Here is a 14,499-nt window from a genome sequence, read left to right on the forward strand (position 1 = left end):
CAAGCTCTCATCACCATGAAAATCTTCTTCTCTCCCGCTTCCCCCTTCGTGCGCAAGTGCATGGTCGTGGCGCACGAGCTCGGCATTGCAGACCGCATCGAGAAGCTGCCGAGCGCGGCCGGCCCGGTGAAGCGCGACGCCACCATCATTCCGAAGAACCCGCTCGGCCAGGTGCCGACCTTCATCACCGACGACGGCCAGGTGCTGTTCGACAGCCGCGTGATCTGCGAGTACCTGAACGCCGCGCAGTCGGGCAAGCTGTTTCCGGCAGACGGCGCCGCGCGCTGGGCGCGCCTGACCGAACTGGCGCTGGCCGACGGCATGACTGGCGCCGCATTGCTCGCTCGCTACGAGAGCGTGCTGCGTCCCGAGGCGCTGCGCTGGACTGACTGGACCGATGGTCAACTGGCCAAGGTGCGTACCGGTCTCGAATGGCTCGAGACGGCTGCACCTTCGTTCGGTGACCGTGTCGATATCGGCACCATCGCTTTCGGCTGTGCGTTGGGCTACATGGACTTCCGGTTTCCCGCAGTGGATTGGCGCGCTCAAGCGCCGAATAGCGCGAAGTGGTTCGAGGCGTTCAACCAGCGTGCGTCGATGCAGGCTACTTTGCCTGCGGTTTAGGTTTCGTTCGGGGCGCGCTCACGCCGACGGGGGACATTCGCGGAGGGGAGTACCCGGTGTCATTCGCACTCGCCCTGAACAACAAGACAAGAGCCCGAATGGCAAGAGCCCCGATTCCTTGGCTAAATGCAGGCTCCGCATGAACCAAGGAATCCCGGATGTCTTCTGAAGAACAGAAAAAAGTAGCCATCGTCACCGCAGGTGGCAGCGGCATGGGCGCCGCAGCAGCACGCAAGCTCGCAGACGACGGCTTTCGTGTAGCCATCCTCTCGTCGTCGGGCAAGGGCGAGGCACTGGCTGCCGAGCTGGGTGGCATCGGCGTGACCGGCTCGAACCAGTCGAACGACGACCTGAAGCGGCTCGTCGACAAGGTCGTCGCCCAGTGGGGCCGCGTCGACGTGCTGGTCAACAGCGCCGGCCACGGCCCTCGCGCACCCATCCTCGACATCACCGACGAAGACTGGCACCGCGGCATGGACGTCTATCTGCTGAGCGCGGTGCGCCCCGCGCGCCTCGTTGCGCCGCTGATGGTGAAGCAGGGCGGCGGCACGATCATCAACATTTCCACATTCGCCGCCTTCGAGCCCGACCCGGTGTTCCCCACATCGGGCGTGTTCCGCGCGGGCCTCGCAGCCTTCACCAAACTCTTTGCCGACAAGTACGCAGCCGACAACGTGCGCATGAACAACGTGCTGCCCGGCTTCATCGACAGCCTGCCCGAGAAGGCCGAATTCCGCGGCCGCATTCCCATGGGCCGCTACGGCAAGAGCAGCGAGATCGCGGCCGTCATCGGCTTCCTCGCTTCGGAAGGCGCCGGCTACATCACCGGCCAGAACCTGCGCGTGGACGGCGGCATCACGCGTTCTGTGTAACGCTGCCGCGGCTCAGCACGCGAAAGCGCCCGGGGCTTTCACCCACCATGCGCCTGAATGCAGCGCTGAACGCAGTCTCCGACTGGTAGCCGATGCGCTCGGCAATGCGCGCGATGGCTTCGTCGCTATGCCGCAGCGCATTGCGCGCCACCGTCATGCGCCAGCCGCCCAGGTAGTCGAGCGGCGTCGATCCCGTCAGCGACTTGAAGCGCACCGCGAACGCCGTGCGCGACATGCCCGCCGATTGCGCAAGACTCTCGACGGTCCACGGCTGCGCGATGTCGCCATGCATGCGCGACAAGGCCTCGCCGATGCGCGCATCGGCCATCGCGCCCAGCCAGCCTTCGGGCTGCGGCGCATTCGCCAGGTACACACGCAGCGCCTGCACCAGCACCAGTGCGGCGAGATTCGTGCGCGCAATCGATGCGCCCGGCCGCATCTCGGCGGTTTCCCAGCCCAGCAGGTCGAGCAGTCCCACGAGCGGCCGCGCGCCGGGGTCGCTTGCCCGCAGGTGGATCAGCGGCGGCAGGTGGCGCAGCAGCAGTTCGCCTGCTTCGGTGTCGAGCGTGAAGCGACCACTCGCCATGGTGACTGCCTCGGCGTCACCCGCGCCACGGCCGTCGTAGCGCAGCACGCCGTCGGGGCCGCGGTGGTCGCGGCTGATCTGCATGCCGTCCTGCATCGGACCCGGCGGATCGCTGGAAGAAGTGAAAGGCTGGCCGTTGGTCAGCAGATAGAAGTCGCCCTTCTCCAGCAGGACCGACGGGCTCTTGTCTCCGATCTGGAGCCGTATCCGGCCCGTGAGCACGCCACCCAGCTTGATGTGCGAGTCGTAGTGCGGATAGCGAAAAGCCCAACGGCCATGGGCCTCGAAGCGCGAAGACAGCGTGCTGCTCACCGTGAGCATCGAAAGCACATCGGACAAGGGGTCCATGGTTTCTTCTGTACGAATGAATAGGAAAAGCGGCCTGTTGATTATTCAATCATCCAGCTTGACGCGCGACCATCGACGCATGTCCTCATCGAACGCTCAACTTTCCCGCTACGCCATCGTGCTGGGCCTGCTCACCGCGATCGGACCTTGCGCCATCGACATGTATCTGCCAGCGCTGCCCGCCATCGGCCACGCGCTGGGCGCCGACCCGCACGCGGTGCAAGCCAGCCTGATGGCCTTCTTCATTGCGACCGGCGCGGGCCAGCTCGTGGCAGGCCCGCTGTCGGACATGTTCGGGCGCAAGCGGCCGATGTACGTGGGCCTTGCCGTGTTCGCGGGCGCGAGCATCGGCTGCGCGCTCGCACCGAACATCGGCGTGCTCATCGCCTTTCGCTTCCTGCAGGGGCTCGGCGCCTGCGCGAGCATGGTCACGCCGCGCGCCGTGGTGCGCGACCTGCACACCGGCACCGAGGCGGCGCGGCTGATGTCGATGCTGATCCTGGTCTACAGCGTGTCGCCGATCCTCGCGCCGCTGGTGGGCAGCTTCGTGGCCGAGGCGGCCAGCTGGCGCGCGGTGTTCTGGGTGATCGGCGCGCTCGCGGTGCTGGCCATGGCAATGGTGGCCGCGATGTTGCCCGAGACGCGGCCGCCGGCAGCGCGTGCGCAAAGCAGCCTGCGCGGCGCAATGGCCAGCTACGGCGTGCTGCTGCGCGACCGGAATTTCCTGGCCGTGGCCTTCATGGCCTCGCTCACGCTGTCGGGCTTCTTCGTCTACGTGGCGAACTCGTCGTTCGTGATGAGCACGCACTACGGCATCTCGCCGCGCATGTACGCCGCGCTGTTCGCGTTGAACGCGGTGTCGATGATCGCGGCGTCGCAGTTCAACGGGCGGCTCGCCGCGCGCTTCGGCATCCGGCGCGTGCTGCGTACGGCGGTCATCGCGCATGCCGCCGTCACCGGGCTGCTGCTCGTGCTGACGCTGGCGGGCGTCGACCGGCTCGGCGTGCTGGTCGGCCTGCTGATGGCCGTCTACGGGCTCAATGGCGTGATCGTGCCTTCAGCCTTCGTGGTCGCGATGGAAGGGCATGCCGCGCGCGCCGGCACCGCCTCGGCGCTGCTCGGCACGCTGAACTTCGCGGGCGGCGCGGTGATGGTCGCGCTGGTGTCGCCATTCGCCAATGGCACGCCGCTGCCGATGGTGGCGGGCATCGCGTGCTGCTCGGCCATCGTGCTGGTGCTGGCCATGCGCGCACTGCGGCTCGCGCACGCCACGGCACCGGTCAGCGCCTAGGCGATTTTCCCCATGAGCCGGATGGCGCGTTGAACCTAGACTTTCCATCCAGGTCCCGCCGGATGTCCGATGGGCCGGAAAGGCTGCTCATGAAAATCTCCGCACAGGCGCTGGAGAAATCGCACCGCACCGTCCAGTCCTACGAAGGTTCTGCCCGCGAGTACAACGCGATCGTGGCCGAACACCCGCTGCAGCCCGAAATCGCGGACGCGATGCGGCGGATGATGCAGTTCGTGCCCGCCGGCGGCACCGTGCTCGAGATCGGCTCCGGTCCGGGGCGGGACGCCGACTTCATCGAGTCCCTGGGCGGGGTCGTCAGGCGCACCGATGCGGCACAGGCATTTCTCGATCTGCAGGCGGAGCGCGGCAAGAAGGGCGAACTGCTCGACGTCATCACGGGTGCGCTGGGAGGGCCCTACAACGCCATCCTCGCGATGTGCGTGCTGATTCATGTCGATCGCGCGCAGATCGGCCCGATCTTGCGCAAGGTCTTCGACGCACTCGAGCCCGGCGGTGCCTTCCTGGTCTCCATGCGAGTCGGCGAAGGCGAGACGAATGGCGACTGTCACACCGTGTACTGGGCGAAAGATCTGTTCGCCGCGCAGCTTGAAGAGGCCGGCTTGCGCACGCACTGGGAGATGGAGCGCACCGGCCGCAACGAGGAAGCGTGGGTCTACTTCCTCGCGCTTCGTCCGCAATGAGACGCGGCGCCGTGAACGCCGTGAAGCCGCGCGAACCAGGGGGCGAACGGAGGCCCTACACGCCCAGGTAGCGCGTCCACAGCGACCGGTCGGCGTCGAGCGCGGCCGAGTCGCCCTGCCACACCACGCGCCCGCGTTCGAGGATCACGTGGCGGTTGGCCAGCGGCAGCAGGCGCTGCACGTACTTGTCGACCACCAGGATCGCCTCGCCTTCGGCCTTGAGCGTGGCAATGCAGTGCCAGATCTCCTCGCGGATCACCGGGGCCAGGCCTTCGGTGGCTTCGTCGAGGATCAGCAGGCGCGGGTGCGTCGACAGCGCACGGGCGATGGCCAGCATCTGCTGCTCGCCGCCCGAGAGCTGGTTGCCCGCATTGGCCTTGCGCTCCGACAGGCGAGGGAACAGGCCGTACAGCGCATCGAGCGTCCAGCGCGGCGCGCTGCCCGGACGCGGTCTTGCAAAGGCGCGCAGGTGCTCATCGACGCTGAGGTTCGGGAACACATGCCGCCCCTCGGGCACGATGGCCACGCCGCGCCGCGCGATGGCGTCGGGCCGCATCGATTTGTTCGGGCCGCCGATGGCCGCGCCGCCGAAGTGCACGCTGCCGCGCATCGGAGAAAGCGTGCCGGTCAGCACCTTCAGCAGCGTGCTCTTGCCCATGCCGTTGCGCCCGAGCAGTGCGAGCACTTCGCCGGGGCGGATGTCGAGGTCGATGCCGAACAGCACCTGGCTGGCACCGTAGCCGGCTTCGATGGATTTCGCTTCGAGCAATGTGTTGGCCGTGCTCATGAGTGGCCCTCCGCTTCCGTGCCGAGGTAGACGGCTTGTACGTCGGGGTGGCCCCGCACTTCGTCGGCTGTGCCGCTCATCAGCACCTTGCCCTGCACCAGCACGGTGAGCCGGTTGGCCAGGCGGAACACCGCGTCCATGTCGTGCTCGATCAGCAGGATGGCCATCGATGCGCGCAGCGATTCGATCAGCTCCACCATGCGCGCCGATTCGTCCGGGCCCATGCCGGCCATCGGCTCGTCGAGCAGCAGCAGCTTGGGCTCGGCCGCGAGCGCCAGCGCCACGTCGAGCGCGCGCTGCGCGCCGTGCGGCAGTGTGCCCGCGATGCGCTCGCGTTCGCTGCCGAGGCCGACGCGGTTCGCAAGCGCCATGGCGCGATCGACGAGGTCGCGTTCCTTCGCGCGCGGCGCCATGAAGCGCAGGCTGGTGCCCGCATGGGCTTGCGCCGCGAGCATCAGGTTGTCGTGCACGGTTTCTTTGGGGAACACGCGCGTCACCTGGAAGCAGCGCGACATGCCGGCGGCTACGCGCTGGTGGTCCTTCAGCTTCGTGATGTCGGCTTCGTCGAGCAGGATGCGCCCGGCATCGGCTTTCAGCAGGCCGGTGATCAGGTTCACCAGCGTGGTCTTGCCCGCGCCGTTCGGGCCGATCAGCGCATGCACTTCGCCGCGCTCCACGGTGAGGTTCACATGGTCGGTCGCCAGCAGTCCGCCGAAGCGCTTGACCAACCCTTCGATTCTGAAAAGGCTCATGGTGTCGTCTTACTCCCTCGCCCCTCTGGGGAGAGGGTTGGGGTGAGGGGCAAGCGGCGCTTGTAGAGGGCGGCAAGCCCTTTGGGTGCCCACAACGCAACAGCGATCAGCAACAACCCCAGCGGCATATGCCAATGCTCCGTGTGCTGCTTCAACGCCTCTTCGAGCAACAGCCAGACAACAGCGCCCACCGGCCCGCCCCAGCTGCGCCCCAGCCCGCCGATGACGACCATCACCAGCAGCGTGGCCGACTGCGTCCAGTGCATCGTCGCCGGACTCACGAATCCGTTGCCGCCCGCGAGCAGCGCACCGGCCAGCCCCGCGATGGCGCCTGCAATCGCGAACGCCACCAGCTGCAGCCGGAACACCGGATAGCCCAGCGCCCGCATGCGCGTCTCGTTGTCGCGGATGCCCATCAGCGCATGGCCGAAGCGCGATTGCGTCGCACGGTGCAGCCACCAGAGCGCGAGCGCCACGATCGCCAGCACCACCCAGTAGAAGTTGGCTTCGTTGCCCAGGTCCAGCCCCGGCAGCAGCGTGGGTCGCGACATCAGCGTGTAGCCGTCGTCGCCGCCATAGCGGCGCAGCGACACCACCACGAAATACAGCATCTGCGCGAAGGCCAGCGTGGTCATGATGAAGTACACGCCGCGCGTGCGCAGCGCCACCGTGCCGATCAGCGCCGCGACGAGGCCGGCCACGAGCACGGCCAGCGGCCACATCACCCACGCCGACATCACGCCCGCGTCGCTGAGCGCGACCACCGTGTACGCCCCCACGCCGATGAAGCCCGCATGCCCCAGCGCCACCATGCCGCCGAAGCCGAGGATGAAGTTGAGGCTCGCGGCCGCCAGCGCCACGATGAGCACGCGCCGCACGAAGCCGATGTAGAACTCGAGCCCGAAGACGGGCGCGACCAGCGGAAACGCCGCGAGCAGCACGAAGAGCAGCCCGAGGCCGATGTAGCGTGAGGACTTCATGCGCGTGCCGAGAAAAGGCCCGAGGGCCGGAAGATGAGGACCACCACCATCAGCGCGTACATCGCGACTTCGGCGAACAGCGGCCCCAGGTCGGCTGCAGTAGCCGGGGGCAGCGTGGCACGCAGCAGCATCGGCACGAAGGCACGCCCCACGGTGTCGACCACGCCCACGAGCAGTGCAGCCACGAACGCGCCGCGCACCGAACCGATGCCGCCGATCACCAGCACCACGAGCGCCGGAATCAGGATGGCCTCGCCCATGCCGACCTGCACCGCGACGATCGGGCCCATCAGCGCGCCCGCCAGCGCGGCCAGCGCCGCACCGAGCAGGAACACGCCGTTGAAGATGCGGCCCACGCGCACGCCCATCAGCTCGGCCATCGGCCGGTCGGAGGCGCCCGCGCGCACCCGCATGCCGATGCGCGTGTGGTTCACCAGCAGGTACAGCGCCAGCGCGACCAGCAGGCCACCGACGAGGATGACGAGGCGATAGGCCGGGTAGGGCAGGCCGTCCATCAGTTCGACCGGCCCCGAGAGCGCGGCCGGCGTCGGCGCCATCACCGGCGACGGGCCCCAGGCCATCGTCACGATGTCGTCGGCGACCAGGATCACGCCGAAGGTGGCCAGCACCTGCGCGAGGTGGTCGCGTGTGTAGAGGCGGCGCATCAGCAGCGCTTCGAGCAGCAGCGCCACCACCACGGTGACCGCCACCGCGATGACGATGGCCGCCGCGAACGAGCCGGTGCGCGTGTGCGCCTCGGCCGCCACGTATGCGCCGGCCATGAAGAGCGAGCCATGCGCGAGGTTCAGCACGTCCATGATGCCGAACACCAGCGTGAGCCCCGCAGCCAGCAGGAACAGCATCAGCCCGTAGCCGAGGCCGTTGAGCAGCTGCTCGAGAACAAGAATTCCACTCATAGGATCACAAGGATTGCTCGCGTTTTCATTCGAGGAACACCGAGGAACCGGCTTCGCCGGGCCTCAGGTGTTGCCCCCGATAGGGGGAAGGAGAAGCGACACGAAGTGCGCGAAGCCTGGGGGCGAGCCTATTTCAGGGGGCACTTGTCTGCGTAGCTGTCGCCGTAGTTCGTGAGAACCGTGTTGATCAGCTTGTTCGTGACCTTGCCCTGCGCATCCTTGCCGATCACGCGCAGGTAGAAGTTCTCGATGGGAAAGTGGTTGTTCGCGTACTTGAAGTTGCCGCGCGTCGATGCGTAGTTGGCCTTCTTCAGCGCGGCCACCACGGCTTCGCGGTTCTGCGCGTTGCCGCCGGACTGCTTCACGGCAGCGTCCATCGCGAGGATCGCGTCATAGGCCTGCGCGGCGTACACCGACGGGTAGCGGCCGTTGTATTCCTTGCGGAACGCGGCCACGAAGGCCTTGTTGGCGGCGTTGTCGAGGTCGTGCGCCCAGTGCGAGGTGTTGAACAGGCCGAGCATCGGGTCACCCACGGCGCCGATCACGTCCTCGTCGGCCGAGAAGCCGCTGGTCACGAGCGTGATGTCCTTCGACAGGCCCGCGCCCACGAACTGCTTGATGAAGTTGATGCCCATCGCGCCGGGCAGGAAGAAGTAGATGGAGTCGGGCTTGGCCGCGCGCAACTGCGCGAGCTCGGCGGCGTAGTCGATCTGGCCCAGCTTGGTGTAGAGCTCGTCAGCCACCTGGCCCTTGAACTGGCGCTTGAAGCCGCCAAGGGCATCCTTGCCGGCCGGGTAGTTGGGGGCGATCAGCACGATCTTCTTGAAGGCGCGGTCTTGCGCGAACTTGCCGGCGGCCTCGTGGAACTGGTCGTTCTGGTAGGCGGTGCCGAAGAAGTAGGCATTGCACTGCGCGCCGGCGAACTGGCTGGGGCCGGCGTTGGCCGAGAGGTACGGCACCTTGGCGTTGAACAGCGTCGGGCCCACGGCCAGCGCCACGTTGGAGCCGATGGGGCCGCTGAAGATATCGATCTTGTCGCGCTGGATCATGCGGTCGACCAGCTGCTTGGCCTGGTCGGGGCTGCCGGCCATGTCGGCCTGCACGAATTCGACGTCCTGCCCGCCGAGCTTACCGCCCAGCTGCTTGATGCCCAGCGCGAAGCCGTCGCGCGCCTCGGCGCCCAATGCCGCGAATGGCCCCGAGATGTCGAGGGCCAGGCCCACCTTGACGGGTGCGGCAGCGGCCGACACCGCGGTACCGAGGACTGCGCCGCACAGCAGCAGCGAAAGCAGGGTGCGCGGCAGCGCGGGCGACTTCGGGGGCAGGTGGCTCATGGGTTCTCCGGCAGGGAAAGATGAAACAACGCACCGGTACCGCCCCATGCGGCACCGGCGACATCAAACCGTTGATAGCTAAATACTTTAACTGTAAACAATTCGGTGTCAACAGTGCTAGCACGAATGGTGCCAGTGCGCCGTCTCGTTCCTGCTCAGCCGAAGGGGTTGGCGGTGGCAAACCAGAGGCCGATGCCGGTGGCGATGATGAAGGCTCCGTCGGTCACGCCCGCCACCAGGAAGAACTTGGTCTGCAGCGTGTCGACCAGCTCGGGCTGGCGCGCGGTGCTCTCCAGGAACTTCTGGCCGACCAGTCCGATGCCGAGGCAGGAGCCGAGGGCCGCGACGCCGATCAGCAGGGCGACTGCGAGGGGAAGGATGTTGAAGCCGGTCATGGTGTTTTCTCCTGGTTGGTTGATTGATCGATTGATTCGATGGAGGTACTTTCCCAGAGAGGGTGCGCACGGTCCATGACGTGGGAGGTCATGGGCTGCACGAAAAAAAGCCGGCCGCAAGAAGCGGCCGGCTTTCAGGGGAGCGTCAGAGCCTCAGGGCAACTGGGTCCAGTTCTGGTTGTTGCCGCCGTTGCAGGTCCACGTGATGAGCGCCGTGTCCTGCGTCGTCGAACCGTTCGGCACATCGAGGCATGAACCCGATGCGCGGTTGCGAACCGTCCCGCCGACCAGGCTCCATTGCGTCGTGTCGCCGGCGGTGCACGCCAGCTGCACCACAGGCGCATTCGTCGTCGCGGTGCCGTTCTGCGCCAGGCACAGGCCGCTGTGCTCTGCGACGAACTGCACGTAGCCGCCCGTGAGGCTGTTCACCGTGAACTTCTCGTTGCCGGCGTTGCCGCACGGCCATTGCACGGCGGTCGTGCCGCTGGTGGTCGCCGCGCCCTTGATGTTCACGCACATCGTGGGGTTCAGGTCGGAGCGGATGCGCGCGACGACGGCCGGAGCCGTGTCGAGCGAGCGCACGTACTCGCGGATCGCCACCTGGTCGGCCCCCGGCAGGCTGTTGGCGTTGCCGTGGCCGCTGGTGAGCACGTCCTGCAGCGTGGCCGCCTGGCCGTTGTGGAAGAACGCCGTGGTGTTCCACGTGCCCGACAGCGTCGGCGTGTCGAAGCCCACGCCCGCCAGCGGCTGGTTCATGCCCTTGCCCGACGATGCCTGGATCGTGCCCACGTCGTGCCGCAGGCCGTCGCGGAAGGTGCCGCCCGAGTGACAGGTCACGCACTGCGCCGAGCTGAACAGCGTCTGGCCGCGCGTCGCATCCACGCTCAGGCTGCCGTCCGCGTTGCGCGCCGGGCTGCGCATGAACTTGCTCAGCGAGCCCAGGTAGGCCGCCAGGTCGTCGAGCTGCGCGTTCTTGCCGGCCTTGGGCGCGCCCAGCGGGTCGGAGGTGGCCGCGAAGTCCGCATTCGTCAGGAAGCCGGTGCCGCCGAACTCGTTGCGGATGTCGTTCTCGAAGTCCTGCACTTCGTCGAAGTTGGCCGTCCAGTGCAGCTTGCCGTGGCCTATGCCGCGCCGGCCCTGCAGGCTGATGGTGCGGCGCAGGCCCTCGCCGCGCTGGGTGAAGTCCCACACCATGCCGTCGTCGCCGCCGTCCGCATGGCAGCTCGCGCAGGAGATGTAGTTGTCCTTGCTCATGCGTCGGTCGGAGGCGTTGTAGAACACCTGCTTGCCGCGCAGCGCCGCGGCCGCCATCGGCTCCTGCGCCACCGTCGACACGTTCTGCAGGAAGGTCGGGGCATTGGTCTCCGAACTCAGCACCGAGGCCACGTCGTGCACCGACACCGAGCGCGCCAGGAAGTTGTTGACGAACAGCCGCTTGCGCGCCGAGTCCAGGTACAGGCCGTGCGGCGCGCTGCTGGCGTTGATCTCGCCGCGCACCGAGCGGCTGTACGGATCGACGATGGCGACGCGGTTACCTTCCATCTGCGCAACGAACAGGTAGTCACCCGAGGCGGAGAACAGCGCGGCGCGCGCCGGTGCGCGGTCGTCGAAGTCGATCTGCTCGTCGAACTTCTCCGCCGCCGCCTGCAGGTCGACCTGCGACAGGATGGAGCGCACCGTCTGGTCGTGCACCAGGTTGTTTCCGTCCCTGAACTTGCCGCGCACGATGTTGTCCTTCTTCGAAGGCAGCACCGCCCGCTTGCCGTCCGGCGAGATCACGACCTGGCTCAGGTAGTTGGCCACGCCGCGCGCACGGCTCTCGGTGTCCACCGTGGTGGTGTCCACCGGCAGCGCGATGGTGGTCATGGCGCTCATGCTCTGCAGGTTCACCCTGTGCAGCTGGCCGCCCGTCATCTTCGACTTGAAGCGCGTGACGTAGGCCACCTGCGAGTCGGAGTTGACGGCAATGCCGCGCAGCGCGCCATCGAGCGCGACCGCACCGGTTGTGGCGCCGTTGCTCGGGTCGAAGCTCATCAGCACCGACTTGCTCTCCAGCGTCAGCAGGCCCTTCGCGCCATCGGGCGTGAAGGCCACGCCGTAGGGGCCGCTGCCGTAGGCAAGCGCCACGGTGGCGGAGATGGCGCCGTCTGCCGCGTTGAGCGCAACCAGCTTGTCCTCGCCCTGCACCGTGACCCAGATGCGTCCGTCGGGGCCGACTGCCAGCGTCTTCGGCTCATCGCCTACGCGGGTCTCCCAGAGCTTGGCCAGGGTCTGCGCGTTGATCGCGGCGACCGTGCCGCTGTCGGGGTTGACCGAATACACCGAGTTCGCGTCGCCTGCGATGTTGGTGGTGTGCGTGGGCGCCCGCGCCGTGGTCGGAACGATCACCGTGAGGTTGTAGGTGTAGAAGGTCTCGCGGCCGCTGCTGTCCTTCACCGTCAGCGTCACCGTGAAGTGGCCGGGGCGCGTGTAGGTGTAGGTGTAGTTCGGCTGGCTCGAATAGGCCGTCTGCGTGCCGTCGCCGAAGTTCCAGCGGAACTGCGCGCCGCTGCTGCCCAGCGTGGCCGGGTTGAACACCAGCTGGCCGTTGACGATCTTCGGTCCGCCGCCGATGCCGGGGTCGCCGATGATGGCCTGGCCGCGCAGCGTGCTCACCTCGCTGTCGTTGAGCACGCGGCCGTAGACGCGAACCTCCGCCAGCGTGCCCTTGAAGAGCGCCGCATTGCCCTGGATCTGGCCCAGCAGGTTGAACTTGTTCGACAGGCCCTTGTTGCCGGTGGGGCCGGTGGATGTGGTCTTCACCCCATCGACGTACACGGCCTGCGCACCCGAGGCCGCGTCGCGCGTCATCACGACGTGGTGCCAGCCGCCGTCGTTCACCGCTGCGGTGGAGGTGGTGCCCGCATCGTTGCCGATCGACAGCTTGATGCGCCCGCCGTTGTCGAGCCAGCCCCAGAACACGTCGTCCGCGCCGCCGGACTGGTCGCGCCCGAAGATGCCGGGCGCGGTCCACGAGTTGGGTCCGCCCGCCTGCGTGGTCTTCATGTAGAAGCTCAGCGACGCGGTGCCGCCGAGCACGGTGGCCACGCTGTCGTTCTTCAGTGGCACACCGGTGGTGCGGTTCGCGAAGTTCATGCCGATGCTTTCGAACGCGTCGCCGCCGGCCGGCGTGCCGTTGTTGGCGCCGATCTGGTCGGAGAGGTTGCCCGCCAGCGTCCAGTAGTGCATCAGGTTGATGTCGGTCGCGTTGCCGGTGTTGAACGTCGACTTGTAGTCCGCGCCGATGGCGTTGCCCGCATAGTCCTTCACGCCGTTGGCCGGCAGGAACACTTCATAGCTGGTGCCGGGCGAGAGCGGCTGGTCGGGGTGGAAGTTGATGATGCCCAGTTGCACGCTGTAGGTGCCGGCCAGCGTGTTGCCGCCGACAGGGCGCACGATGAAGGTGTTGGAGTTCACGCTCTCGGGCCGGATGTTGTCCGTCATGCCCAGGCCGATGCGCGATGTCAGCGCCTGCTGCTTCGCTCCGTTGGCGGGCGAGACCTGCTTGACCTCGGGCTTCGTGGTGTCGGGGTCCACCGAGTGCACGACGAAGCCGCTGCCCGAGCCATGGTCGTTGCCCACGAAGACGAGATTGCCGAACATCGCGACCTGGCCGTTGTCCGAATGCGTGAAGTTCGGGTCGTCCTCGCGCAGGATGCTGCCTCGGCCCACCTCCACGTGGTTGAGCGGATTGCTCACGTCGACCTTGTGGATGCGCGTTTGCGCGCCCTGGATGACGTAGTTGTCCTGCGTGGCGCAGTACAGCTGTTCGTCGATGACGAGCCGGTTGTCCTCGGCCACGAAGTGCGAGCGGTCGCTCAGGTCGTAGCTGTACATCTTGGCGCCGCTGTTGCGCGCGGAGGCATGCAGGTTCCTGCCGTCGAAGCAGGTCGCGTAGTAGAACGGCGTGGTGCCCACGATGGAATCGAGCACCTTGGGGTTGAGCGGATCGGAGATGTCCAGGCTCGCGAAACCGCCGTTGCTTTCCATCGCGGTCAGCACCATGTGGTTGCCCATCGTGAAGATCGGGCCGATGCGGAAACCGCCGAGCTCGCCGGTGGGCACCGGGTTGGGCTTGCCGGCGCCGCGGTTCGCGATCACGGCGTTCGCGGGGTCCCCGGCATCGACGATGAAGATGCCCCGGCCCGCCGACGCCACGTACAGGTAGGGTGCCTGCCACCAGAGCTGCCAGGCCACGTTCTCGTAGTCGCCGCCATTGACGCCGGGCAGCGCCAGCTTCTTCACCTGCTTGATGTCGTTGACGTCGGTGAAGTCCCAGAACTCGACGCCGTTGATGCTGGGCAGCACCACGTACGTCTTGCCGCCGATCTTCGCGGTGCCGAAGGAGTGCGTTTCGCGGAACTCCTTGGTGCGGGCCTCGGGTTCGTAGATCTTCTTGACCAGCTGGATCTGGCGCGGGTTCGACACGTCGTACAGCAGGAAGCCGCCCGGGCCCAGGCCGCTGTCCGGCGCGAAGGAGGTGAGGAAGTAGCCGTTGACCATGATGCCCGCGTTCATGCCGTAGTCCTTGCGGCCCGGGTAGGTGGCGGGAACCTCGCGCGATTCGTAGGCGCTGCTGTGCGCCGGATCGAGCGGGTGCGCGGGGCTGGTGATCATCGACACCGGCTTGAACAGCTCGGCCGACGTGTAGGTGAGATTACCCAGGCCCGGCCCCTGCAGCGGGAGCGGGTCGGCGACGGCCGCGGAAACCGCTGCCGCCATGTTGTTCAGGGTCGTCATCGGACTGACCCCGGTGATTGCCGCGTGCGTCAGCAGCGTGACGAACGGCAGCAGGAACGCCATCAAGTAATACCGGATTTTCATCGTTGCCTCCAGGTTGTTTGAAGTCCGCAGGGGAACCCTTTTTCTCGGC

General features: G+C 67.1%; 12 protein-coding genes. 4 read left to right on the forward strand and 8 right to left on the reverse strand.

Annotated elements, in window-relative coordinates; all coding sequences use genetic code 11:
• Positions 1 to 15: 15 nt before the first annotated feature.
• Both ACTG4X_RS03205 and ACTG4X_RS03210 read left to right on the forward strand, forming a co-directional pair.
• Positions 16 to 624, forward strand: coding sequence for a glutathione S-transferase (locus tag ACTG4X_RS03205; protein ID WP_097200535.1), 609 nt, complete (start codon positions 16 to 18; stop codon positions 622 to 624).
• Between the two features lie 158 nt (positions 625 to 782).
• Entirely contained in the window at positions 783 to 1,496 is a 714-nt protein-coding gene (locus tag ACTG4X_RS03210) for an SDR family oxidoreductase (RefSeq protein ID WP_097200534.1), read from the forward strand.
• Here the strand turns inward: ACTG4X_RS03210 and ACTG4X_RS03215 are convergent.
• Positions 1,480 to 2,430: an AraC family transcriptional regulator gene (locus ACTG4X_RS03215; protein ID WP_093053784.1), complete on the reverse strand. Its 951-nt coding sequence runs from the start codon at positions 2,428 to 2,430 to the stop codon at positions 1,480 to 1,482. The genes ACTG4X_RS03210 and ACTG4X_RS03215 overlap by 17 nt on opposite strands.
• 79 nt (positions 2,431 to 2,509) lie before the next feature.
• Between ACTG4X_RS03215 and ACTG4X_RS03220 the strand changes: the two genes are divergently transcribed.
• Both ACTG4X_RS03220 and ACTG4X_RS03225 read left to right on the forward strand, forming a co-directional pair.
• Positions 2,510 to 3,721, forward strand: a complete 1,212-nt coding sequence (locus ACTG4X_RS03220; protein ID WP_440533200.1) for a multidrug effflux MFS transporter — start codon at positions 2,510 to 2,512, stop codon at positions 3,719 to 3,721.
• A gap of 89 nt (positions 3,722 to 3,810) precedes the next feature.
• On the forward strand, positions 3,811 to 4,422 hold the full coding sequence (locus ACTG4X_RS03225) for a methyltransferase type 12 (protein WP_440533201.1): 612 nt from the start codon (positions 3,811 to 3,813) through the stop codon (positions 4,420 to 4,422).
• 55 nt (positions 4,423 to 4,477) lie between these two features.
• On the opposite strand, the gene ACTG4X_RS03230 is transcribed toward ACTG4X_RS03225, so the two are convergent.
• From ACTG4X_RS03230 to ACTG4X_RS03260, 7 genes are all read right to left on the reverse strand, one after another.
• Positions 4,478 to 5,209 (reverse strand): ABC transporter ATP-binding protein, encoded by a 732-nt coding sequence (locus tag ACTG4X_RS03230; protein ID WP_093053793.1) that lies wholly within the window; start codon positions 5,207 to 5,209, stop codon positions 4,478 to 4,480.
• Positions 5,206 to 5,961, reverse strand: a complete 756-nt coding sequence (locus tag ACTG4X_RS03235; protein ID WP_440533202.1) for an ABC transporter ATP-binding protein — start codon at positions 5,959 to 5,961, stop codon at positions 5,206 to 5,208. Before ACTG4X_RS03235 ends, ACTG4X_RS03230 begins: the two co-directional genes overlap by 4 nt.
• The gene (locus tag ACTG4X_RS03240) at positions 5,958 to 6,941 is read right to left on the reverse strand and encodes a branched-chain amino acid ABC transporter permease (RefSeq protein WP_097200529.1); all 984 of its coding nucleotides are present in this window, start codon (positions 6,939 to 6,941) and stop codon (positions 5,958 to 5,960) included. Before ACTG4X_RS03240 ends, ACTG4X_RS03235 begins: the two co-directional genes overlap by 4 nt.
• The gene (locus tag ACTG4X_RS03245) at positions 6,938 to 7,858 is read right to left on the reverse strand and encodes a branched-chain amino acid ABC transporter permease (protein WP_093053802.1); all 921 of its coding nucleotides are present in this window, start codon (positions 7,856 to 7,858) and stop codon (positions 6,938 to 6,940) included. The genes ACTG4X_RS03240 and ACTG4X_RS03245 overlap by 4 nt, the downstream gene beginning before the upstream one ends.
• Before the next feature lie 128 nt (positions 7,859 to 7,986).
• Positions 7,987 to 9,192 carry an ABC transporter substrate-binding protein gene (locus ACTG4X_RS03250; protein WP_440533203.1) on the reverse strand — a complete coding sequence of 402 codons (1,206 nt, stop codon included), beginning with the start codon at positions 9,190 to 9,192 and terminating at the stop codon, positions 7,987 to 7,989.
• Positions 9,193 to 9,347: 155 nt separating this feature from the next.
• Positions 9,348 to 9,587 (reverse strand): F0F1 ATP synthase subunit C, encoded by a 240-nt coding sequence (atpE, locus tag ACTG4X_RS03255; RefSeq protein WP_012745530.1) that lies wholly within the window; start codon positions 9,585 to 9,587, stop codon positions 9,348 to 9,350.
• A gap of 153 nt (positions 9,588 to 9,740) precedes the next feature.
• Positions 9,741 to 14,450 carry an Ig-like domain-containing protein gene (locus ACTG4X_RS03260; RefSeq protein WP_440533204.1) on the reverse strand — a complete coding sequence of 1,570 codons (4,710 nt, stop codon included), beginning with the start codon at positions 14,448 to 14,450 and terminating at the stop codon, positions 9,741 to 9,743.
• Positions 14,451 to 14,499: the final 49 nt, after the last annotated feature.

It is taken from the genome of Variovorax sp. YR566 (assembly GCF_051992195.1).
GTDB lineage: Bacteria > Pseudomonadota > Gammaproteobacteria > Burkholderiales > Burkholderiaceae_C > Variovorax.

Bases quoted from the DNA above. Each gene is read 5' to 3' on its own strand.
- ACTG4X_RS03205 (WP_097200535.1), top strand. From the start codon at position 16: ATGAAAATCTTCTTCTCTCCCGCTTCCCCCTTCGTGCGCAAGTGCATG.
- ACTG4X_RS03210 (WP_097200534.1), top strand. From the start codon at position 783: ATGTCTTCTGAAGAACAGAAAAAAGTAGCCATCGTCACCGCAGGTGGC.
- ACTG4X_RS03215 (WP_093053784.1), bottom strand. From the start codon at position 2,430: ATGGACCCCTTGTCCGATGTGCTTTCGATGCTCACGGTGAGCAGCACG.
- ACTG4X_RS03220 (WP_440533200.1), top strand. From the start codon at position 2,510: ATGTCCTCATCGAACGCTCAACTTTCCCGCTACGCCATCGTGCTGGGC.
- ACTG4X_RS03225 (WP_440533201.1), top strand. From the start codon at position 3,811: ATGAAAATCTCCGCACAGGCGCTGGAGAAATCGCACCGCACCGTCCAG.
- ACTG4X_RS03230 (WP_093053793.1), bottom strand. From the start codon at position 5,209: ATGAGCACGGCCAACACATTGCTCGAAGCGAAATCCATCGAAGCCGGC.
- ACTG4X_RS03235 (WP_440533202.1), bottom strand. From the start codon at position 5,961: ATGAGCCTTTTCAGAATCGAAGGGTTGGTCAAGCGCTTCGGCGGACTG.
- ACTG4X_RS03240 (WP_097200529.1), bottom strand. From the start codon at position 6,941: ATGAAGTCCTCACGCTACATCGGCCTCGGGCTGCTCTTCGTGCTGCTC.
- ACTG4X_RS03245 (WP_093053802.1), bottom strand. From the start codon at position 7,858: ATGAGTGGAATTCTTGTTCTCGAGCAGCTGCTCAACGGCCTCGGCTAC.
- ACTG4X_RS03250 (WP_440533203.1), bottom strand. From the start codon at position 9,192: ATGAGCCACCTGCCCCCGAAGTCGCCCGCGCTGCCGCGCACCCTGCTT.
- atpE (WP_012745530.1), bottom strand. From the start codon at position 9,587: ATGACCGGCTTCAACATCCTTCCCCTCGCAGTCGCCCTGCTGATCGGC.
- ACTG4X_RS03260 (WP_440533204.1), bottom strand. From the start codon at position 14,450: ATGAAAATCCGGTATTACTTGATGGCGTTCCTGCTGCCGTTCGTCACG.